Genomic DNA, 20,666 nt, shown 5'->3' on the forward strand with positions numbered 1-20,666 from the left:
AGCTTACCCCCTGCGTGGTTCGACCGGCGCCGAACGCCAAATGCGCGTTGCCTGACGGGCGCGGCTCATCCGCGACCGCCGCGATCGAGGATAACCGAACGCTGCCGCCAGCATAGCCGCGCGAACGCGACATTTTCGATACGTCACGCAAGTTCCGTGGATGACGGCGCAGTGCACTGCGCCGGGCCATGAACGGCGTTGCGAACAAAGCAGGAATCAGGGAGCGTCGGCCTTCATCCCGACAGGCGCTGATTCGTGTCTCTGCCCGCAACCTATCTCGACGGCCTCAATCCGGAGCAGCGTCGCGCCGTTGAACATGGCGTGGGTGCAGGTCCCTGCCCGCCGCTGCTGGTGATCGCCGGCGCCGGCTCCGGCAAGACCAACACGCTGGCGCATCGCGTCGCGCATCTCGTCGTCAACGGCGCCGATCCGCATCGCATTCTGCTGATGACATTCTCGCGACGCGCCGCCGCCGAGATGACCCGGCGTGTCGAGCGGATCGCGCGCCGCGTGATGGGCGATGGCGCACGCGGAGGTTACGGCGCGCTGAGCTGGGCCGGAACGTTCCACGGCATCGGCGCGCGGCTGCTGCGCGAACATGCCGAGCGCATCGGCCTCGATCCGGCCTTCACGATTCACGACCGCGAGGACTCCGCCGACCTGATGAATCTGGTCCGGCACGACCTCGGTTTCTCGAAGACGGAAAGCCGTTTCCCCGCCAAGGCGACCTGCCTGTCGATCTACTCGCGCTGCGTCAATGCCGGGCTGCCGCTCGATCAGGTGCTCGGCGCGAACTATCCGTGGTGCGCCGGCTGGGCTGCCGAGCTGAAGCAGTTGTTCGCCGGCTATGTCGACGCCAAGCAGCGCCACAACGTGCTGGATTACGATGATCTGCTGCTGTACTGGGCGCAGACCATGACCGAGCCGGCGCTGGCCGACGAGATCGGCAGCCGGTTCGACCATGTGATGGTCGACGAATATCAAGACACCAACGCGCTGCAGGCGTCGATCCTGCTGGGGCTCAAGCCCGAGGGCCGGGGCCTCACCGTGGTCGGCGACGACGCGCAGTCGATCTATTCGTTCCGCGCCGCCACCGTGCGCAACATCCTCGACTTCCCGAAGGCGTTCAGCCCGCCGGCCCGCATCGTCACGCTCGACCGCAATTATCGGTCAACGCAAGCCATCCTCGGCGCGGCGAACGGCGTGATCGATCTCGCCGCCGAGCGCTTCACCAAGAATCTCTGGACCGACCGCGCCATCGGAGCGCGACCGCAGCTCGTCGGCGTGCGCGACGAGGCCGATCAGGCGCGCTATATCGTCGAGCGCGTGCTCGAGCATCGCGAAAGCGGAACCACGCTGAAGCAACAGGCGGTGCTGTTTCGCACCTCGTCGCATTCCGCGCCGCTCGAACTCGAACTGACCCGCCGCAACATTCCCTTCGTGAAGTTCGGCGGGTTGAAATTTCTCGACGCCGCACACGTCAAGGACATGCTGGCGCTGCTACGCTTCGTGCAGAACCCGCGCGACCGGGTCGCCGGCTTCCGGGTGATGCTGCTGATACCCGGCATCGGCCCCGCCTCGGCGCAGAAGGCGCTCGACGCCATCAGCGCCGCCGCCGATCCGCTCGCCGCGCTCGCCAATGTCCCCTCGCCGCCGCGCGCCGGCGCCGACTGGCGCGACTTCATCGATGCGGTGCGCGAGTTGCGCGACGGTGTCGCCGGCTGGCCGGCCGAGATCGAACGCGCACGGCTGTGGTACGAGCCGCATCTCGACAGGATTCACGACGACGTCGCGACGCGCCGTGCCGACCTGGTGCAGCTCGCGCAGATCGCCTCCGGCTATCCGTCACGCGAGCGCTTCCTCACCGAGCTGACGCTCGACCCGCCGGACGCGACGTCCGATCAGGCCGGTGTGCCGCTGCTCGACGAGGACTATCTGATCCTGTCGACGATCCATTCCGCCAAGGGCCAGGAATGGAAGTCGGTGTTTGTGCTCAACGTTGTCGACGGTTGTATGCCGTCCGATCTCGGCACCGGAACATCCGCCGAAATCGAGGAGGAGCGCCGCCTGCTCTATGTCGCGATGACGAGGGCGCGGGACGATCTGCATCTCGTGGTGCCGCAGCGCTTCTTCACGCACGGCCAGAATGCGATGGGCGATCGCCACGTCTACGCCGCGCGCAGCCGCTTCATTCCCGACAGGCTGCTGACTCTGTTCGAGCGCGTGAGCTGGCCACACGTCGCGCCATCCACCGCCGGCTATCCCACCCGGCAAGCGCCGCCGATCGATATCGGCGCGCGGATGCGCGGAATGTGGCGCTGACGTGGGCTTTGCGCTTCAGGCCGCAGCCGTGATCGTGCCGCTGGATGCATTGTCAACGATCACCGGGCTGTCGAACCAGGAGATCACCGGCTCAGCGCCATAGAGCTGCGCCACCCGCGCGCGCCATTCGCCAGCATAAACCTTTTCCGCGGCCTCGCGCGATTCCCATAGATACACGCCGCCGGCGGTGCAGCCGTCCTCTGAGCGGATATAGTATTTGCGGATCAACCCCGGAAGCTTGTGGTATTTCGGCGCGCTGCTTTGAAAGCGCTTCGCCGCCTCCTCCAGGCTGATCGGTTCGGCCAGCGCAAACTGCACGATCGTCGTGATCATCAAAACCTCCCCAGTTCGTTTGCACCCATCCTAACGCAGAATCCGCGGCGTCGCCGCTCACTTTTCGTGAAACTGTGGTTTGCTGCGGTTGCAGGAAGGCTGCGACCCCCTCCTTGTGGTGCTCGCTCATACCCGCGAGCGCGAACTGGCCGATGTCCATGTGGCTGGCGAGATCGTCCAGCGCGTGCGCCAATCAGCTGACGGTCAGCTTGGTCATCGCCGCCGCCATCGGCGGCTGCGCCGCCACCGTGTCGGCAAGTGTCATCGTCACGGCGAACGCTTGCCCGGGATCGGCCGGTTGCTCGACCAGTCCCCATTCGCAGGCTTGGTCCGCGCCGATCTTGTCTTCGGTGAGGATCGCCCATGCTTGGTTCGCGCCGGCCGATCAGAAGCGGCATCATCGGAACGACGTTAGCAGAGTCCGCGCTCGACAGCGCGCCACACTTCCGCCTATCCTTCGGCATGTCCGGACACGATCATCACCACGACCATGACCACTCCGAGTTATCGGAGACCGAATTGCGGGTGCGCGCGCTCGAGACGATCCTGACCGAAAAAGGCTACGTCGATCCAGCCGCGCTGGACCTGCTGATCGAGACCTACGAGACCCGGGTCGGCCCGCGCAATGGCGCGCGCGTGGTGGCGAAGGCCTGGGTTGATGCCGCGTTTCGCGAGCGGTTGTTCAAGGACGCCACCGCCGCAATCGCCGAGCTGGACTACACCGGCCGTCAGGGCGAGCACATCGTCGCGGTCGAAAATACGCCGGCGACGCATAACATGGTCGTCTGTACGTTGTGCTCCTGCTATCCGTGGCCGGTGCTTGGTCTGCCGCCGGTCTGGTACAAATCCGCGCCGTATCGCTCCCGTGTGGTGAAGGAGCCGCGCGCGGTGCTGGCCGATTTCGGCGTCACGCTGCCCGACGACACAGCGATCCGGGTGTGGGATTCGACGGCGGAAATTCGCTACCTCGTCATCCCGATGCGACCGGCGGGGACCGACGGCTTCAGCGAGGAGCGTCTCGCCGATCTCGTCACCCGCGACAGCATGATCGGCACCGGCCTCGCGCACGCTCCGGCGGAGACCGCGTGATGAACGGCGCGCACGATATGGGCGGCGTCGACGGCTTCGGCCCGGTCGTGCCCGAAACCGACGAGCCGATGTTTCATGCCGAATGGGAACGCCGCGCCTTCGCGTTGACGCTGGCGATGGCGCGGCCCGGCGGCTGGAACATCGACATGTCGCGGTACGCCCGCGAGAACCGCGCGCCGCCGGACTATCTGTCGAAGAGCTATTATCAGATCTGGCTCGCCGGTCTCGAGCGGCTGATGGCCGAGCGCGACCTCGTCGCGCCCGACGAGATCGCCGCCGCGCGACCGCTGCATCCGCGCCGCAATGTTGCGGCGCTATCTGCCAACGACGTCGCGCCGATGCTGGCGCGCGGCGCACCGACCGATCGCCCGGCGACAGCCCCTGCCCGGTTCGCGATCGGGGACCGCGTGCGCGCCAGAAACATCCATCCGCCGACCCACACCCGACTGCCGCGCTATGTCCGCGGCCATGTCGGGGTGATCGAGCTGCTGCACGGCGTGCACGTCTATCCCGACAGCCATGCGCTCGGCGCCGGCGAACAGGCGCAATGGCTCTACACCGTGACGTTCGACGGCCGCGAATTGTGGGGCGACGATTGCGACGCGTCGGTACGGATCTCGGTCGACGCCTGGGACTGCTATCTGGAGCCGGCCTGATGACCGCCGATACCGAAGCAGCGGCAGTTACGGCGCAGGCTGTGCCGGGCGTGCCGCGCGACGACGACGGCCCGGTGTTTCGCGAACCGTGGGAAGCCCATGCCTTTGCGATGGCGGTGACGCTGCATGCGCGCGGCTTGTTCACCTGGCCGGAATGGGCGGCGGCGCTCGCCGACGAGATCAAGCGCGCGCAGCAGCGCGGCGATCCCGACAGCGGCGATACCTATTATCAGCATTGGCTCGCCACGCTGGAACGGCTGATCGCCGACAAGGGCGTCGCCAGCACGGCGACGCAAATGCGCTATCGCCATGCGTGGGATCACGCCGCGGATCGCACGCCGCACGGTCAGCCGATCGAACTCCTGCCGGGCGATTTCATCCCGCAGCCATGATCGCGACGCGTCGCGCCGGTCATTTCGGGGCGCGCGCGACGTCATACCGCAGAGCAGCCGGCTTCGGCAAAAGCCGCGTTAACGTTGCTGATGCAAAATTGCTCCAAAACCGTACCGGATCAACGACGATCGGTAAATCATCCATCATTGTGCCGGTTTCGCCGGCCATAAACCGATCCGGCAACTGCGGTGAGACGGGTGCGGACGGTGCAGATCGAAGCGTGCGAGCGAACCATCGACTGGGTGGCTGAGACGACCGACCGCTATGTTGCGGAATGCACGCGTGACGTCGGCAGGTTCCTGGGCCGCGCCGCAGCGCTCGGCCCGCAGGCGGCGGTGACGCCGTTCCAATCCGAAAACTGGCTGTCGCCCTGGCTCAAAGGCCTGGCGCCAGCCGCCGATGTGGAACCGCTGCTGATTACCGTTCGCGACAGCGTGCGCGGTGAGATCGCGATGCTGCTGCCGCTGGTGCTGCGCCGGTTCTATGGACTGACGCTCGTCGAGTTCGCCGATCTGTCGGTTTCCGATTACAATATCCCGCTGCTCGGCCCCGCGGCGCCGACCACCCCGGAAAAAGCCGCCGAGGCGTTCGACGCCGCGCTGGCGGTGATGCCGCCGGTCGACGTGATCCGGCTGTGCAATCTCCCGCTGGCCGTGAACGGCCGCATCAATCCGCTGGCGCTGCTGCCCGGTTTGTCGCAGGGCTCGGTGCGCAACGTCACCGCCCTGCCCACAAATTGGGACGATTATCTCGCCTTGCGATCGCGCAAATTCCGAAAGGCGCTGCGCCAGCACCACCGCGCACTCGATGCGCTCGGCGGCGCGACCGCGCGGATGATCACAAGCGGCGCCGAAGCGGGCCGCCTGCTGGACCGTCTCGACAGCTTGCAGCGCGCGCGGATCGCGGCGCGCGGCAAGCGCTACGTGCTGGACCGCCCTGCCTATTCGAATTTCTATCGCAACGTGTTCGAGCACGGCCGCGCGGATCGCTTCGCGATGCTGTCGGTGCTCGAATCCGGCGACACCGTCGTCGCGATCGCCTACAGCCTGTTGCATCAGCGGACCTGCACCACCGTGCGGCTCGCCCATCTCGGCGAGCAATGGAGCCGCTGCTCCCCGGGCATCGTTCTGGCGAGCGAGATGATCCGCTGGATGATCGAGAACGGTGTGGAGACATTCGATCTCGGCGCCGGCGGCTATGACTACAAAAAACGGCTCGGCTGCGAAGCGCAGCCGCTGCTGGCGCTGGAAAAAGCGATGAGCATCAAGGGCCGCATGGCGCTGTCGGCCTGGACCACTTTCGCCGGCCGGCGATCGCTGATTCAGTCGCTCGCCGCCAAGGCGTCGTAGACCAGCTTCTTGAACGCAGGCACGACGCGCCCGCGCTCGCTCTCGGTCTGCTGCATCAGGATGAAGATCAGGTCCCGCTTGGGATCGACGCCGAAATAGGTCCCGCTGCCGCCATCCCATTTCAGCTCGCCGATCGAGCCTGGAGGTGGCGGTTTCGCCGCGCCCGGTTCGACCCGCACCGCAAGGCCATAACCGAACCCGAAGCCGTCTCCGGGGAAATAGAAGTAGTCGCGCGCGACGCCCGACTCGGGACCGATTTGATCCGTCGTCATCGCCTTGAACGCCGCCGGGCTCAGATAGCGCCTGCCGTCGAGTTCGCCGCCGTTGAGGATCATTCGGGCGAAGCGCGCATAGTCGATGATGGTCGTGACCAGGCCGCCGCCCCCGGACTGCCACTCCGGATGGGCGCGGCGCTTGCGCTCGGAGACGACCAGGACGGTGTCGCCCGGCAGCGGCTCGGCCATCCTTGCGCGCTCGTCGTCGCTGTCGAGGACGTATTTCGTGCTGGTCATGCCGAGCGGATCGAAAATGTGCTGCTTTTCGAACTGATACAGCGTCTGGCCCGAGACGATCTCGATGACGCGCCCGAGCACGTCGGTGGAATGGCCGTAGCGCCACAGCGTGCCGGGTTGCCGCGCCAGTGGAAGCCGCGCAATCCGCTCGGCGAAGGCGGCGTTGTCGAACGCGCCGGCGAAGATGTCGGCGTCCCGATAGGCCTGCCGGATCAACGGGCCGCCGATATAGCTGTAGGTGATGCCGGAGGTGTGCCGCAGCAGATCCGCGATCGTCACCGGCCGGTTCGCGGCGACGCGCTCGAGCGCGGGCTTACCATTGTCCGCCATGGATTCGAAGCCGACCTCGACGTCGGCGAAGGCCGGGATGAATTTCGAGACCGGATCATCCAGCGCGATCTTGCCGGCGTCGATCAGCATCATCGCCGCGACGCTGGTGATCGGCTTGGTCATCGAATGCAGCGCGAAGATCGTGTCCGCCGTCATCGGGCTGTGGCGCGTCACGTCGCGAACGCCGAAACATTGCAGATAAGGCGGCTTGCCACGCTGCTGGATCAATATGACGGCGCCGGGCAGTTTTCCGGTTGCGACCTCATGATCGAAGAAGGCGTTGATCGGTGCGAACCGGTGAGCCGGCGGCGAAGGCGCATCGGCCATGCAATCAGCCGCCGCCGCAGGCGCGATCGACAGCCACGCCGATGCCAACATCGATTGGCCGATACGCATCACGGCGCGGCCGATCAGTCGGGCCTCAGACCCGCCGCCTCTCGGCATCCTAACGAGCCTTCGCCGAATATTCGCGCCACCCCTTGGCGCGCAGCGCGCAGGCCGGGCATTCGCCGCAGCCATAGCCCCAATCGTGCCGCGCACCGCGTTCGCCGAGATAACAAGTGTGCGAGTGCTCGACGATCAGGTCGACCAGCGCGCTGCCGCCGAGATCTTGCGCGAGCTGCCAGGTCGCGGCCTTGTCGCGCCACATCAGCGGCGTGTGCAGTTTGACGTCGCGGGCCATGCCGAGGCTGATCGCGCTTTGCAGCGCCCGGATGGTGTCGTCGCGGCAATCCGGATAGCCGGAGTAATCGGTCTCGCACATCCCGCCGACGATGTCGGCGATGCCGCGTCGATAGGCGAGCGCCGCGGCGAATGTCAGGAAGATCAGATTGCGGCCCGGCACGAACGTGTTGGGCAGGCCATCGGCGCCCATTGCGATTTCGACGTCGCGGGTCAGCGCGGTGTCGGAGATCGCGCTCAGGGTCGGGATCGCCAGCGTGTGGCTGTCGCCGAGCTTGGCGGCCCATTCGGGACTGATCGCGCGAAACCCATCGAGCAGCTTCGCCCGGCAGTCGAGTTCGACGGCGTGGCGCTGGCCGTAGTCGAAGCCGATCATCTCGACCCGCGCAAAGCGCGACAGCGCCCAGGCGAGACATGTCGCGGAATCCTGGCCGCCGGAAAACAGCACCAGCGCGGTGTGATCTGAAGATGCTTCGGTCATGCGGTTCGATCTAGCATCGCGCGCCGCGCCCGCCAAATCGCCGCGGTTTTCGCTGGGACGGACGGCCTGGTTGCGGCATAGGAGGCGGACCCACTCAAGCCCCGGACGCCATCATGACCCCTTCCCGCGACATCGCCCGCCTGCTCGAGATCATGGCGCAGCTGCGTACGCCCGAGACCGGCTGCCCGTGGGATCTGGAGCAGGATTTTGCGACGATCGCGCCCTACACCATCGAGGAAGCCTTCGAGGTCGCCGAGGCGATCGCCCGCAACGATCTCGACGATCTGCGCGAGGAACTCGGCGATCTGCTGCTGCAGGTCGTGTTTCATGCGCGGATCGCCGAGGAGCGCGGCGCGTTCGCGTTCGGCGATGTTGTCGAGGCGGTGACCGGAAAGATGATCCGCCGCCACCCCCATGTGTTCACCGACAGCGAGGGGCGGCTGGCCCCGTCGCATGTCGAGGGCGTGTGGGACCGGATCAAGGCAGAGGAGAAGGCCGAGCGCGCTGCTCGCCGCGGCGAGCCGGTGGCGCCGCAGAGTTCCGTCCTCGCCGGCGTAAAGGCCGGGCAGCCGGCGTTGTCGCGGGCGATGGAGCTGCAGCGCAAGGCGTCGAAGGTCGGGTTCGACTGGAACGATCCGCGCGAGGTGCTGAAGAAGATCCGCGAGGAAGCCGACGAGATCGAGGTCGCGCTCGATCGCGGCGACAAGGACCACATCGCCGAAGAGACCGGCGACCTGATGTTCGCGCTGGTCAACCTCGCCCGCCACACCGGCGCCGACCCGGAAATGGCGCTGCGCGGAACCAACGCCAAATTCGAACGCCGTTTCAGCTATATCGAGCAGGCGCTGGCGGCGCGGGGGAAGTCGCCGGACACCGCCACCCTGGCCGAAATGGATGCGCTGTGGGACGAGGCGAAGCGGGCCGAGACGCCGGGCGAAAACCAACGATAAACCCGGCCCGCCCGGTTCCGTTCGGGCCAGCGGCCCCCTATCTGTCTCAGCAGTGTGACCAACAAAGGGGGCGGCGCAAGCGCCATGCTATCGGTGGAATTGGCAATCGTTGTCGGGTTGATCGTCGCCAACGGATTGCTGTCGATGTCTGAGCTGGCGATCGTGTCGTCACGCCCGGCCCGGCTTGCGCTTCTGGCTCAGAAGAACGTGCGCGGTGCCCGGCAGGCGATGAAGCTGGCCGAAGACCCCGGCAAATTCCTGTCCACCGTCCAGATCGGCATCACTTTGGTCGGCGTGCTGTCCGGCGCGTTCTCCGGCGCCACGCTCGGCCAGCGCCTGACCGAACAACTGAGCGAGCACAATGTGCCGTTCCCGGACGTCATCGGCTTCGGCCTGGTGGTCACGCTGATCACCTACGCGACCTTGATCGTCGGCGAATTGGTGCCGAAGCAGGTCGCGCTGCGCGATCCCGAAGCTGTGGCGGTCAAGGTCGCACCGGCGATGACGTTGATCGCCAAGGTCTCGCGGCCGGTGGTGTTCGTCCTCGATCTCTCCGGCAAGGCGATCCTGAAGATTCTCGGTCAGGGCGGCGCAGCCGAGGAGAAGGTTTCCGAGGAAGAGATCCACAATCTGGTGATGGAAGCGGAGACCGCCGGTGTGCTGGAGCCCGGCGAGCGCGAGATGATCGCCGGCGTCATGCGGCTCGGCGACCGGCCGGTCGGCGCGGTGATGACGCCGCGGCCGGATGTCGACCTGATCGATCTCGGCGATCCGCCCGATGTGATCCGCGACGCCTTCCTCAACAGCCCGCATTCCCGGCTGCCGGTCACCGACGGCGATCGCGACAATCCGATCGGGATCATCCAGGCCAAGGACATGCTGGGAATCTATCTGCGCGGCGACAAGCCGGATCTGCGCGCGGCGGTGCGCGACGCGCCGGTGATCCCGTCCTCCGCCGACGCTCGCGACGTGCTGGCGACGCTGCGGCAATCGTCGGTGCATATGGCGCTGGTCTATGACGAATTCGGCGCGTTCGAGGGCGTGGTCACGACCGCCGATATCCTCGAATCCATTGTCGGTGCATTCGGGTCGGAAGACGGTCCGCCCGAGCCCGCCGCGGTGCTCCGCCAGGACGGTTCCTATCTGATCGCGGGCTGGATGCCGGTGGATGAATTCGGCGATCTGCTGCCAGTCTCGATCCCGCCGAATCGCGACTACCACACCGTCGCGGGCCTCATTCTGCAGCATTTCGGCGCGCTGCCGGTGGTCGGCGACAGGTTTGACTATGAGGGCTGGGAGATTGAAATTCTCGATCTCGACGGCCGGCGGATCGACAAGATCATGGCGACCCGGAGCGCCAACGCGGAGGCTGTGGCGTGACACCGCCGCTGCCTCCCGGCACGGCCGGGAGCAGCGCCCGGGCGCTGACCGCAGTGCGCGCGCTGCACGCCGTGATCTGGGCGTTCTTCGCCAGTTCGATCGTACTGATTCCGATCGTCACCCTGCTCGGCCAGCTTACCGCTGCGCTGTGGATGAGCCTGTTCGTCTGGGGCGAGGTGCTGGTGCTGCTGCTGAACGGGATGCGCTGCCCGCTGACGGCGGTCGCGGCGCGCTACACCGAGGAACGTGCCGACAATTTCGACATCTATCTGCCGATTTGGCTGGCCCGCCATAACAGGCTGATCTTCGGCACGCTGTTCGCCGCAACGCAATTACTGCTGGGGCACGCGCTGATCACCGACTGACCGCCCCCCTGAAACGGCAACGGCCGCCCGGTTGCCCAGGCAGCCGCGCAGGTCCCCACCCGCCGAAAACTCAGAACGGAATATCGTCGTCCATATCGCTGCCACGGCCGCCACCGCCGCTCGCCGGCACCGGACGGCGCGGCGCGCTGCTCGACGGACCGCTGGAGCCGAAATCGCCTCCGGACGAATCGTCGGCCCCGTAGCCGCCTCCGCCTCCGCTGCCCCCGCCAGCACGACCATCGAGCATCGTCAGCACCGAATTGAAGTTCTGCAGAACGACCTCCGTGCTGTAACGCTCGGCGCCGCTCTGGTCGGTCCATTTCCGTGTCTGCAGTTGACCTTCGAGGTAAATCTTCGAGCCCTTCTTGAGGTACTGCTCTGCGATTTTGCAAAGCCCTTCGCTGAAAATCACCACGCGATGCCACTCGGTCTTTTCCTTGCGCTCGCCGCTCGCGCGGTCGCGCCAGGTCTCCGACGTCGCAATCCTCAGGTTGGCGATCGGCCTTCCGTCCTGCGTCCGCTTGATTTCCGGATCAGCGCCGAGATTCCCAACCAGGATCACCTTGTTCACGCTTCCCGCCATCGCCGTCTCCTTCGAATCGAACCCAAATCGCCATCGCACCAGCGGGAGCTGCGCCTCTCGCGCCCCACGGATTGTCCCGGTAGCGCTTACGCTGTCAGCCGCGCGCCGCCCATCCTGTTGGGGCCGCAAAGATCGCGCCTGCCCCCGTTATCCACCGGGTTTGCACGGAGTATGTTCTATTTTTGTTCGTGGCAAAAGCGTAAACCGCGAGAGTCATGGGGATTTTCGATTTCGAGGGCGCTCGCCCCCGGGGCCGAGCGCCTAGTAATTGGTACTTAGATGCCGAGACAGGTGAATTATCCTAATCAAATCATCGCGTTCCGCGATCTCACTTCCTCCGCCAGTGTGACTTTTGGGAGACGGCATATTCCGCAGACTCGCGTATAGTTCCATCATGGAATTGAGAAGGCGCTCGCGCCGGCCGTATCTGCAGCGGGGACAAAGCAGAGCGGAACCATTCACGGATAACCGGGGACATTACCATGAAGAAATTTTTGCTGGGTAGCGTTGCTCTGATTGCATTGGGTGCGGCGCCGGCGATGGCTGCCGATCTCGCGGCTCGTCCGTACGCCAAGGCTCCGCCGATCATCGCCGCGGTCTATGACTGGTCGGGCTTCTACATCGGCGCCAACGGCGGTTGGGGCACCAGCCGCAAGAGCTGGGATTTCTATACAGTTGGCGGCTTGGCCGCTGAAGGCTCGCACGACGCGTCCGGAGCGACCGCCGGTGGCCAGATCGGCTACAATTGGCAGGCTGGCAGCTGGGTGTTCGGTCTGGAAGCGCAGGGCAACTGGGCCGACTTCAAAGGCTCGAACGTGACGCTTCTCGGGGGTCTCTTTGACAACCAGTCCCGGATCGACGCTTTCGGCCTGTTCACCGGCCGCGTCGGTTACGCCTGGAACAACGCGCTGCTGTACGCCAAGGGCGGCGCTGCCGTGGTCAACGACAAGTACGACTTCATTCGTCGCGCTGATGGTTTCGTGACCGGCACGGCTTCGGAGACCCGTTGGGGCGCGGCTGTCGGCGCCGGCTTCGAATATGGCTTCACGCCGAACTGGTCGTTCGCGGTCGAGTACGATCATCTGTTCCTCGACAAGAAGGACGTGACCTTCACGAACACGGCGGTCGAGCGGATCAAGCAGGACGCCGACATCGTGACCGCCCGCATCAACTATCGCTGGGGTGGCCCGGTCGTCGCGAGGTACTGATCTTCGCCAAACTAATTTGAGACACGAAAGGCCGGCCTCGCGCCGGCTTTTCTGCGTTTGCGGCTCGGTGTTCGGGCCAACCGTCTCAACCGTGTCCACGGTCATTTTGCTGCAACGATCGTCGATCGTGGTGGAACGGCGCTGGGCGGCACGGCTTTGGTGGTCGCGGCCGTCAACAATCGGTTGATGGCGGTATCCAGGCTCTGGAAATCGCTTGCCGTTCTTCCTATGTTCCAGCTTCAGCTCCCCACTGGCGTCGGCCCGGATGATCCGGCGACGACACCGCAACCTGCGCGTCTTCGCGTCTGGACATCCCGCATGGACGAAGTGATCAAGGCGAAGCGCCAGCAGTCCCAACAACAGGCCGTGGCCTCGAGCCGGACGGCCATCACCATTCGCGGCGCCCGCGAGCACAATCTGAAGAACGTCGACGTCGTCATCCCGCGCGACAAGCTGGCGGTGTTCACCGGCCTGTCCGGCTCCGGCAAGTCGTCACTGGCGTTCGACACCATCTACGCCGAGGGCCAGCGCCGCTACGTCGAATCGCTGTCGGCCTATGCCCGGCAATTCCTCGAGATGATGCAGAAGCCGGACGTCGACCAGATCGACGGGCTGTCGCCGGCGATCTCGATCGAGCAGAAGACCACCTCGAAGAACCCGCGCTCGACCGTCGGCACCGTCACCGAGATCTACGATTACATGCGGCTGTTGTGGGCGCGCGTCGGCGTGCCCTATTCGCCGGCGACGGGCCTGCCGATCGAGAGCCAGACCGTCTCGCAGATGGTCGACCGCGTGCTGGCGTTGCCGGAAGGCACGCGGCTGTATCTGCTGGCGCCGGTGGTGCGCGGCCGCAAGGGCGAGTACCGCAAGGAGCTCGCCGAGTGGCTCAAGAAAGGCTTCCAGCGCGTCAAGATCGACGGCGCGTTCCACGAGCTGGCCGAGGCGCCGACGCTCGACAAGAAATTCCCGCACGACATCGACGTCGTGGTTGACCGCATCGTGGTGCGGCCGGACATCGGCCAACGCCTGGCGGAAAGCTTCGAGACCGCGCTGAAGCTCGCCGAGGGGCTGGCGGTGATCGAATATGCCGATGCGCCGGCCGCCGCCTCCTCGGCGCCAGCCGAACCCGGTCAGGACGAGCCCGGCGACAAGAAGAAAAAGGCCGACAAGAAGGTCGCCAAGATTCACGACAAGACCGGCGCCGAACGCATCCTGTTCTCGGAGAAGTTCGCCTGCCCGGTGTCCGGCTTCACCATTCCGGAGATCGAGCCGCGACTGTTCTCGTTCAACAACCCCTATGGCGCCTGCCCGGCTTGCGGCGGGCTCGGCATCGAACAGCATATCGACGCCGATCTGGTGGTTCCCGACAAGGAGCTGACGCTGCGCAAAGGCGCGATTGCGCCGTGGGCGAAGTCGTCGTCGCCTTATTATCTGCAGACCCTGACGGCGCTGGCGAAGTACTACAAATTCACGCTCGACACCAAATGGAAGGACCTGACCAAGAAGGTCCAGACCGCCCTGCTCTATGGCTCGGGCGACGACGAGATCAAGTTTTCCTACGAGGACGGCGTCCGCTCCTACGACACCAAGAAGCCGTTCGAGGGCGTGGTCACCAACATCGAGCGGCGCTTCCGCGAGACCGAGAGCGAATGGGCGCGCGAGGAGCTCGGCAAGTACTTCTCCGACGTGCCCTGCGACGCCTGCCATGGGCACCGCCTCAAGCCCGAGGCGCTGTGCGTCAAGATCGGCGGCAAGCACATCGGCGACATCAGCGAATTGTCGGTGAGGCGCGCCGGTGAGTGGTTCGAAGCCGTGCCGGCCTCACTCAACAAGCAGCAGAACGAGATCGCCACCCGGATCCTGAAAGAGATCCGCGACCGGCTGTCGTTCCTGCTCGACGTCGGCCTCAACTATCTGACGCTGGCGCGCGCCGCCGGCACGCTCAGCGGCGGCGAAAGCCAGCGCATCCGCCTCGCCTCGCAGATCGGCTCCGGCCTGACCGGCGTGCTCTACGTGCTGGACGAGCCGTCGATCGGCCTGCACCAGCGCGACAACGCCCGTCTGCTCGACACGCTGAAGCGGCTGCGCGACCTCGGCAACACCGTGATCGTGGTCGAGCACGACGAGGACGCCATTCGGCTGGCCGATTTCGTGCTCGATATCGGCCCCGGCGCCGGCGTGCATGGCGGCCACATCGTCGCGCAGGGCACGCCCGCCGAGGTGATGGCCAATCCGAAATCGCTGACCGGCAAATATCTCACCGGCGAACTCTCGGTGCCGATCCCGGAGCGCCGGCCACCGAACCATCGCCGCACCCTCAAGCTGGTCAACGCCCGCGGCAACAATCTCAAGAATGTCACCGCCGAGATTCCGCTCGGCCTGTTCACCTGCGTCACCGGCGTGTCCGGCGGCGGCAAGTCGACGCTGCTGATCGACACCTTCTACAAGGCGATTGCGCGCAAGCTGAACAACGCGAGCGAGCCGCCGGCGCCGCACGACCGCATCGAGGGCCTCGAGCACATCGACAAGATCATCGACATCGACCAGTCGCCGATCGGCCGCACCCCGCGCAGCAATCCGGCGACCTACACCGGCGCGTTCACGCCGATCCGCGAGTGGTTCGCCGGCCTGCCCGAGTCCAAGGCGCGCGGCTACGAGCCGGGCCGCTTCAGCTTCAACGTCAAGGGCGGCCGCTGCGAGGCCTGCCAGGGCGACGGCGTCATCAAGATCGAGATGCACTTCCTGCCCGACGTCTACGTCACCTGCGACGTCTGCAAGGGCAAGCGCTACAATCGCGAAACGCTGGAAGTGCTGTTCAAGGGCAAGTCGATCGCCGACGTGCTCGACATGACGGTCGAGGAAGCCGCCGATTTCTTCAAGGCGGTGCCGCGCGTCCGCGAGACCTTCAAGACCCTGCACCGCGTCGGCCTCGACTACATCCATGTCGGCCAGCAGGCCACCACATTGAGTGGCGGCGAAGCGCAGCGCGTCAAGCTCGCCAAGGAACTATCAAAGCGCGCCACCGGCCGCACGCTGTACATTCTCGACGAGCCGACCACCGGCCTGCATTTCCACGACGTCGCCAAACTGCTCGAAGTGCTGCACGAGCTGGTGGCGCAGGGCAACACGGTGGTGGTGATCGAGCACAATCTCGAAGTGATCAAGACCGCCGACTGGGTGATCGACCTCGGACCCGAAGGCGGCGACGGCGGCGGCGAAATCGTCGCCTGGGGCCCGCCGGAAGACATCGTCAAGGCGCCGCGGAGCTACACGGGGAAATTCCTGAAGCCGGTGCTGGAGAAGAAGGGACCGGCGGCGGGGAAGCGGAAGACGGACGAGGCGGCGGAGTAATCAATCGACCAAGCAATGCATTCCTCTCTTCGATAAGAGTCTCGCCATGCTCGGCAATTGCATTTTCAGAAATCCAGCCACCCTTCAAGGGACGTTTGATAGAGGCTCACTCTGCGAAGCGCTTCTGTTCTTTGAACGCGCACACCTTTTGATCGACTTGGCGACTCTGTCGCATATGGCTCAAGACAACTTCCTCGACGACCTCATCATACTGCTGAAAGACGGGCGCCTCACAGGGAATTACTCTCCCCAAGCAGCCGTAATGCATACCAACAACGAGAACGGAATACGGGAACATTTCTTCACTGTCGTAAGGTTTGGTGGAGATCAATCCAACCCAAAGATGCGCAATCCGGAGCTGCTCGAACAACAACTTCAACGACAGTGGAACGATAAATCAAAAGCAAGGAGGTACTTCAGGCAGCTAGCAGACTTGATAACTTTCGATGACCTTGGGGACAATGGCGTTCCAACCCTAGGGCGCAGCGATCTCTGCGACCCACAAATTGCGAAACAAGTCGCCACAATGGCATTGTTACGCCACGGCGTACCTCCACAAGAAATTTCTTTTTCGAAGATTGACGTTCTTCCTCTTGGTGATTTCAAGTTTGCTATCTCCACAGATATCGATTTCGATCGACTTCGACGCTTTATTCCTGAAGCGGACCGCGCTGAATTCGGGCCTCATTATCTGTTCCCAGCAATAAGCGATGCGCGGTTTGATGTGGGATTGGCCGCGACCCATAACGCTGCCTTCGTTGGCAATGAACAGAATCAATTAATCGTCAGTATGATTCTGAACCGCAGCCTTGGAGGAAGCTTCAATAGTCAAAAGGCCTGTAGAGAGATCTATGACTTTATATCCCTCTCTGTTCCGAGCATCAGGGAAGTGATCAATAGCAATGAACGCAGTACTGCAGAATTTATCAAACTGTTGGCAAACGCAGACTCGTTTCGGGGTTGGATGGCAAAACAGAACCCTAACGCTGATCTTGTGAAAGAGATGCTTAGAGAAAAGGCTCGCGAGAGTTGGCTGGATTCCTTACCTGTGAAAGCTATGCGCTTCGGGCTTTTCAACGGCGCCGGAGCCGTAGCCGATGTGGTTTTCCCTGGCGCCAGTGTAGCAACAGGACTCGTTGATAGTTTCTTGGTTGAGCGGCTGGGAATGAAGTGGAGGCCTCATTTTTTCGTAGAGAATCATCTGAAGGGCTTTCTCGACAAAGAACAAACGGCTTAGTGGCGAGCGTAGGCTCTTGCCGTGCGATCGCGGCGAGGATCGCCGGCAGCGTGCCGGTGACCTCCTGCCCACCCTATCCACGCGTCATGGCCGGGCTCGTCCCGACCATCCATGTCTTCTACCGTGTTCGGCCTTCAAGACGTGGATGCCCGCGACAAGCGCGGGCATGACGACTCTTAGTTAACGGTTTGCGCACTCATTCCGCCGCGATGATCGGGTGATCCGCCTGCCGTGCTGCGAAGGCCAGCGCCGCGTCGATATCGGCGTCTTCCAGATACGGATAGTCGCACAGGATATCGTCGCGCGACGCTCCCGAGGAAAGCTGTGCCAACACGTCGGAGACGCTGATCCGCATGCCGCGAATGCAGGGGCGGCCGTGGAGCACGTTCGGATCAATGGTGATGCGTGCGAGAAGGTCCGACATCGAAATCCTCCGCACCAACCTTAGCATCGGCGGTGACGATTGTCAGCGTGGCGACGAGGCCGCCGTAGCCCGGGTGAGCGCAGCGACACCCGGGGCTTCGGCGCTCCCGCATGTCGCTGCGCTCATGCGGGCTACTGGCCGCGACCGCACGCCACCCCCGCGCCGCACCCGAATTTGAATCGCCCTCCCGCCCCCGTCCGTTTACACTCCCCCGATGACCCGCCTCACCTCCCTCACGCTCGCCGTCGCCCTCGCCCTCCTCCCCCTCGCCGCCTCGGCGGCTTCGCCCAAGAAGGCCAAGCGGGCGCAGAGCAGCGGCCTGCCCGGCTATGTGCAGCCGCCGAGCAATTCGGTGCCGCTGTTCATGCAGAAGCTGTCCCGCTCGCAGCGGGCGATGCTGCGGCCGAAGCGGCCGTGGTACATCGACCCGACGCCGGAATATTATCGCTGGAACGGCGGCTGGGCCGGCGAATGGCGTTATCTCGGCCGACCCGGCTTCTATCGCGGCCGCTACAATGGCGGCAGCTTCGGGCCGTGCTGGACCCAGACGCCGATCGGGCCGATCTGGAACTGCGGCTGAGGGGATCAGCCGAGAGCGGCTTGGTAGGGCATCAGGCGCGCAGCGCCGTCATCCGCCACCGCCTCGCGACGGGGAATAGCTCTCGGCGTATGACGCGCTTCGCGCCTGATCCGCCCCACGGCGCTGGGTATCAATCAGAAACCCCATTGCCTCCCCCGCCCCCTCCGGTCCAATACTGCCGCCATGGCCTATGCCGAATTCAGGACCTTTCTGCGCGAGCTCTATCAAGGCGCGTCGCCGCGTGGGGTGGCGTTTCGCTATGGCGTGCTGGCGTTCGACATCGTCACGGTGCTGTTCATCGTCGGCACCTCGTTCCTGCCCTCGAACGACATCGTCGAAGCGCTGGATGTGGTGTTCGGCGGGCTGATCATGATCGATTTTGCGGCGCGGCTGCTGATCAGCCGGCGCCGGCTGCACGAGTTCACCAAGCTCGCAACCTGGACCGACATCGTCGCGATCGTGTCGTTTCTGGCGCCGCTCACCGGCGAGGGCGGCGGCTTCCTGCGCATCCTGCGCACGCTGCGGCTGCTGCACGATTACCAGATGCTGTCGCGGCTGCGCAACGACAGCGACTTCTTCCGACGCAACGAGGACGTCGTGATCGCCGTGACCAATCTGGGGGTCTTCATCTTCGTGATGACGGCGATCGTCTACGAGACCCAGCGCTCGCACAATCCGCAGATCGCCCACTACGCCGACGCGCTGTATTTCACCGTCACGGCGCTGACCACGACAGGCTTCGGCGACATCACGCTGCCGGGCACCGCGGGCCGCCTGATCACCGTGGTGATCATGATCTTCGGCGTCACGCTGTTCTTCAATCTGGCGCGCGCGCTGCTCAGCCCGAGCAAGGTGCGCTTTCCCTGCCCGACCTGCGGCCTGCAGCGTCACGATGCCGATGCGGTGCACTGCAAGGCCTGCGGCACCGTGCTGAACATTCCGGACGAAGGACTGGCGTAGCGGCCCGCGCCTGTCCGGCTCTGATCGAATCGGAACCGGCATGGCCTGGACTCGATCGACGCATGGTCTTCACGCGCGAACCGGGCTTCCCGTCGCGCGAGAACGCGCTACCGCAGCCCCGTTCCCTTGCAGCGCTGGCAGGTCACCACCTTGTCGCCCTTCTTCAGCGTGCCCTTGCCTTCGCAATTCTTGCATTTCTGCTTCTTCTTGATGTTCGGGCCCTTTTCATTGGCCATGGTGATCTCCTGAACGATGGCGGCCGGCGCGGCGCTGGCGTGCTCATAGCATCGATGCGGCCGATGCGGGAGATATCGAACAGCCAGCGCGTTTGCGGTATAAGCGCCGCGTGATCCTGTCCGAGGTCGACCATGCTCAGCCGCCGTCTCCTTTTGATCTCCACTGCCTCGCTCGCGACCCTCGCTTGTCCCGCCGCCGCGCTGGCGCAGGCGAAGCCGCCGGCCAACGATCCCGCCGCGCTTTTGACCGCGCTCTACGCCAAGGCAGCGAAGGACAATGCCGGCGGCGATTTCGTCAACGCGCCGAAATCGCGGGCGAAGTATCTGTCGAAGGCGTTCGCGGCGCTGTGGACCAAGGCCGAGGCGAAAACGCCCAAGGGTGACGTCGGCCCGATCGATTTCGACCCGGTGAGCAATTCGCAAGACCCCGACATCAAATCATTCGCGATCAAGGTCGAGACGCAAGACGACAGCAGCGCGACGCTGGCGGTCGCACTGATCGGCAGCCAGCCGCGGAGCAAACCTAACGACAGCGTAATCCGTTACGATTTCGTCCGCGACGGCGGGCATTGGCGGATCGACGACATCCGCGGCGCTGTCGATGGCGAGCCCTGGTCGATCCGCAAGCTGCTGGCCGACTCGCTCAAGAGCTGAGGCCCGGGATTGTCCGGATCGTATGTACGGTATCCCCTCAGGGATTTCACGGATTGCGTCCGGCATTTTGCTATGGCTTGAAGCGCGCGGATGTCGATCTACAGCAGCGTGTGCCGCGGCGGCGGTCTCGTAATGCCGCACCACTCTTGAAAACCACGGGCGCGACAACACCTGAAGGCCATTGGCGCTGCCGGGGTGGCAGATCAAGCAATCAACCAAGAAAAGGGGGACGCCATGAACGGCACCACAACCGCAGCCGGCGTGCGCAACAACAAGGCGATGAATCGCTTCGAACTCGATTCCCATGGCGAGGTCGCCTTCGCGAATTATCGCCGCGCCAATGGCCGCGTGATCATCACCCATACCGAGACGCCGGAGCCGCTGCGCGGCCGCAGCATCGCCTCGCGACTGGTTCGGGGCGCGCTGGATCTGATCCGCGCCGAGGGGCTGAAGGTCACCGCCGGATGCGGTTTCGTCGCCGACTACCTCGACACCCATCCGGAATATGCCGATCTGACCCGATAGCCCGTCATGCTTGACCCTCGCGTCGTTGCCCGCCGCGCGCTGCTGTGGCATCGCTGGGGCGGGCAGC

General features: G+C 64.7%; 22 protein-coding genes. 15 read left to right on the top strand and 7 right to left on the bottom strand.

Going from position 1 to position 20,666, the window contains the following annotated elements; genetic code table 11:
* The first annotated feature begins 255 nt into the window (after positions 1–255).
* A complete protein-coding gene (locus BMY71_RS12035; RefSeq protein WP_092683959.1) occupies positions 256–2,322 on the top strand; it encodes an ATP-dependent helicase in 2,067 nt (688 codons plus the stop codon).
* A 15-nt stretch (positions 2,323–2,337) separates the two neighbouring features.
* Here the strand turns inward: BMY71_RS12035 and BMY71_RS12040 are convergent, their stop codons facing one another.
* Positions 2,338–2,655 carry a YdhR family protein gene (locus BMY71_RS12040; protein ID WP_092683961.1) on the bottom strand — a complete coding sequence of 106 codons (318 nt, stop codon included), beginning with the start codon at positions 2,653–2,655 and terminating at the stop codon, positions 2,338–2,340.
* A gap of 462 nt (positions 2,656–3,117) precedes the next feature.
* Here BMY71_RS12040 and nthA point away from each other — a divergent pair, with 462 nt between their 5' ends.
* Genes nthA through BMY71_RS12060 form a run of 3 tightly spaced genes read left to right on the top strand, consistent with a single transcriptional unit; the run spans position 3,118 to position 4,792 of the window.
* A complete protein-coding gene (gene nthA / locus BMY71_RS12050; RefSeq protein ID WP_092684211.1) occupies positions 3,118–3,744 on the top strand; it encodes a nitrile hydratase subunit alpha in 627 nt (208 codons plus the stop codon).
* Positions 3,744–4,400 carry a nitrile hydratase subunit beta gene (gene nthB / locus BMY71_RS12055; RefSeq protein WP_092684213.1) on the top strand — a complete coding sequence of 219 codons (657 nt, stop codon included), beginning with the start codon at positions 3,744–3,746 and terminating at the stop codon, positions 4,398–4,400. Before nthA ends, nthB begins: the two co-directional genes overlap by 1 nt.
* On the top strand, positions 4,400–4,792 hold the full coding sequence (locus BMY71_RS12060; RefSeq protein ID WP_092683963.1) for a nitrile hydratase accessory protein: 393 nt from the start codon (positions 4,400–4,402) through the stop codon (positions 4,790–4,792). Before nthB ends, BMY71_RS12060 begins: the two co-directional genes overlap by 1 nt.
* 19 nt (positions 4,793–4,811) lie before the next feature.
* Here BMY71_RS12060 and BMY71_RS24900 read toward each other — a convergent pair whose 3' ends face one another.
* Positions 4,812–4,961, bottom strand: coding sequence for a hypothetical protein (locus BMY71_RS24900; protein WP_175557661.1), 150 nt, complete (start codon positions 4,959–4,961; stop codon positions 4,812–4,814).
* Between the two features lie 38 nt (positions 4,962–4,999).
* Here BMY71_RS24900 and BMY71_RS12065 point away from each other — a divergent pair, with 38 nt between their 5' ends.
* Positions 5,000–6,142, top strand: a complete 1,143-nt coding sequence (locus tag BMY71_RS12065; RefSeq protein ID WP_092684215.1) for a GNAT family N-acetyltransferase — start codon at positions 5,000–5,002, stop codon at positions 6,140–6,142.
* On the opposite strand, the gene BMY71_RS12070 is transcribed toward BMY71_RS12065, so the two are convergent.
* Together BMY71_RS12070 and queC are read right to left on the bottom strand one after the other, a co-directional pair.
* Positions 6,115–7,311, bottom strand: a complete 1,197-nt coding sequence (locus BMY71_RS12070) for a serine hydrolase domain-containing protein (protein ID WP_244526044.1) — start codon at positions 7,309–7,311, stop codon at positions 6,115–6,117. The two genes, BMY71_RS12065 and BMY71_RS12070, sit on opposite strands and share 28 nt — an antisense overlap.
* 118 nt (positions 7,312–7,429) lie before the next feature.
* Entirely contained in the window at positions 7,430–8,146 is a 717-nt protein-coding gene (queC, locus tag BMY71_RS12075; protein WP_092683968.1) for a 7-cyano-7-deazaguanine synthase QueC, read from the bottom strand.
* A 113-nt stretch (positions 8,147–8,259) separates the two neighbouring features.
* Here queC and mazG point away from each other — a divergent pair, with 113 nt between their 5' ends.
* The 3 genes from mazG to BMY71_RS12090 all read left to right on the top strand — a co-directional run bounded on the left by mazG (position 8,260) and on the right by BMY71_RS12090 (position 10,841).
* Entirely contained in the window at positions 8,260–9,096 is an 837-nt protein-coding gene (gene mazG, locus BMY71_RS12080; protein WP_092683970.1) for a nucleoside triphosphate pyrophosphohydrolase, read from the top strand.
* Positions 9,097–9,180: 84 nt separating this feature from the next.
* The gene (locus BMY71_RS12085) at positions 9,181–10,476 is read left to right on the top strand and encodes a hemolysin family protein (RefSeq protein ID WP_011503158.1); all 1,296 of its coding nucleotides are present in this window, start codon (positions 9,181–9,183) and stop codon (positions 10,474–10,476) included.
* The gene (locus tag BMY71_RS12090) at positions 10,473–10,841 is read left to right on the top strand and encodes a hypothetical protein (RefSeq protein ID WP_092683972.1); all 369 of its coding nucleotides are present in this window, start codon (positions 10,473–10,475) and stop codon (positions 10,839–10,841) included. The genes BMY71_RS12085 and BMY71_RS12090 overlap by 4 nt, the downstream gene beginning before the upstream one ends.
* Positions 10,842–10,911: 70 nt before the next feature.
* Here the strand turns inward: BMY71_RS12090 and BMY71_RS12095 are convergent, their stop codons facing one another.
* The gene (locus tag BMY71_RS12095) at positions 10,912–11,424 is read right to left on the bottom strand and encodes a single-stranded DNA-binding protein (protein WP_092683974.1); all 513 of its coding nucleotides are present in this window, start codon (positions 11,422–11,424) and stop codon (positions 10,912–10,914) included.
* A 482-nt stretch (positions 11,425–11,906) separates the two neighbouring features.
* Here BMY71_RS12095 and BMY71_RS12100 point away from each other — a divergent pair, with 482 nt between their 5' ends.
* The 3 genes from BMY71_RS12100 to BMY71_RS24395 all read left to right on the top strand — a co-directional run bounded on the left by BMY71_RS12100 (position 11,907) and on the right by BMY71_RS24395 (position 17,220).
* Entirely contained in the window at positions 11,907–12,632 is a 726-nt protein-coding gene (locus tag BMY71_RS12100) for an outer membrane protein (RefSeq protein WP_011503161.1), read from the top strand.
* Positions 12,633–12,950: 318 nt separating this feature from the next.
* Positions 12,951–15,983 (top strand): excinuclease ABC subunit UvrA, encoded by a 3,033-nt coding sequence (gene uvrA, locus BMY71_RS12105; RefSeq protein ID WP_092683976.1) that lies wholly within the window; start codon positions 12,951–12,953, stop codon positions 15,981–15,983.
* A gap of 46 nt (positions 15,984–16,029) precedes the next feature.
* A complete protein-coding gene (locus BMY71_RS24395) occupies positions 16,030–17,220 on the top strand; it encodes a hypothetical protein (RefSeq protein WP_139202637.1) in 1,191 nt (396 codons plus the stop codon).
* A 196-nt stretch (positions 17,221–17,416) separates the two neighbouring features.
* On the opposite strand, the gene BMY71_RS12125 is transcribed toward BMY71_RS24395, so the two are convergent.
* Positions 17,417–17,644 carry a DUF433 domain-containing protein gene (locus BMY71_RS12125; protein ID WP_092683984.1) on the bottom strand — a complete coding sequence of 76 codons (228 nt, stop codon included), beginning with the start codon at positions 17,642–17,644 and terminating at the stop codon, positions 17,417–17,419.
* A gap of 214 nt (positions 17,645–17,858) precedes the next feature.
* Between BMY71_RS12125 and BMY71_RS12130 the strand changes: the two genes are divergently transcribed.
* Positions 17,859–18,224, top strand: coding sequence for a hypothetical protein (locus BMY71_RS12130; protein ID WP_092683986.1), 366 nt, complete (start codon positions 17,859–17,861; stop codon positions 18,222–18,224).
* A 183-nt stretch (positions 18,225–18,407) separates the two neighbouring features.
* Positions 18,408–19,184, top strand: a complete 777-nt coding sequence (locus BMY71_RS12135) for a potassium channel family protein (RefSeq protein WP_092683988.1) — start codon at positions 18,408–18,410, stop codon at positions 19,182–19,184.
* 107 nt (positions 19,185–19,291) lie between these two features.
* Here BMY71_RS12135 and BMY71_RS25445 read toward each other — a convergent pair whose 3' ends face one another.
* A complete protein-coding gene (locus tag BMY71_RS25445) occupies positions 19,292–19,420 on the bottom strand; it encodes a hypothetical protein (protein ID WP_011503168.1) in 129 nt (42 codons plus the stop codon).
* 132 nt (positions 19,421–19,552) lie between these two features.
* On the opposite strand from BMY71_RS25445, the gene BMY71_RS12140 reads away from it, so the two are divergent.
* Both BMY71_RS12140 and BMY71_RS12145 read left to right on the top strand, forming a co-directional pair.
* Positions 19,553–20,074: a YqhG/Tai3 family protein gene (locus BMY71_RS12140; protein WP_092683990.1), complete on the top strand. Its 522-nt coding sequence runs from the start codon at positions 19,553–19,555 to the stop codon at positions 20,072–20,074.
* A 234-nt stretch (positions 20,075–20,308) separates the two neighbouring features.
* Positions 20,309–20,599: a GNAT family N-acetyltransferase gene (locus BMY71_RS12145; protein WP_092683992.1), complete on the top strand. Its 291-nt coding sequence runs from the start codon at positions 20,309–20,311 to the stop codon at positions 20,597–20,599.
* Positions 20,600–20,666 lie beyond the last annotated feature (67 nt).

Origin of the sequence: Rhodopseudomonas pseudopalustris, assembly GCF_900110435.1 — a bacterium.
GTDB lineage: Bacteria > Pseudomonadota > Alphaproteobacteria > Rhizobiales > Xanthobacteraceae > Rhodopseudomonas > Rhodopseudomonas pseudopalustris.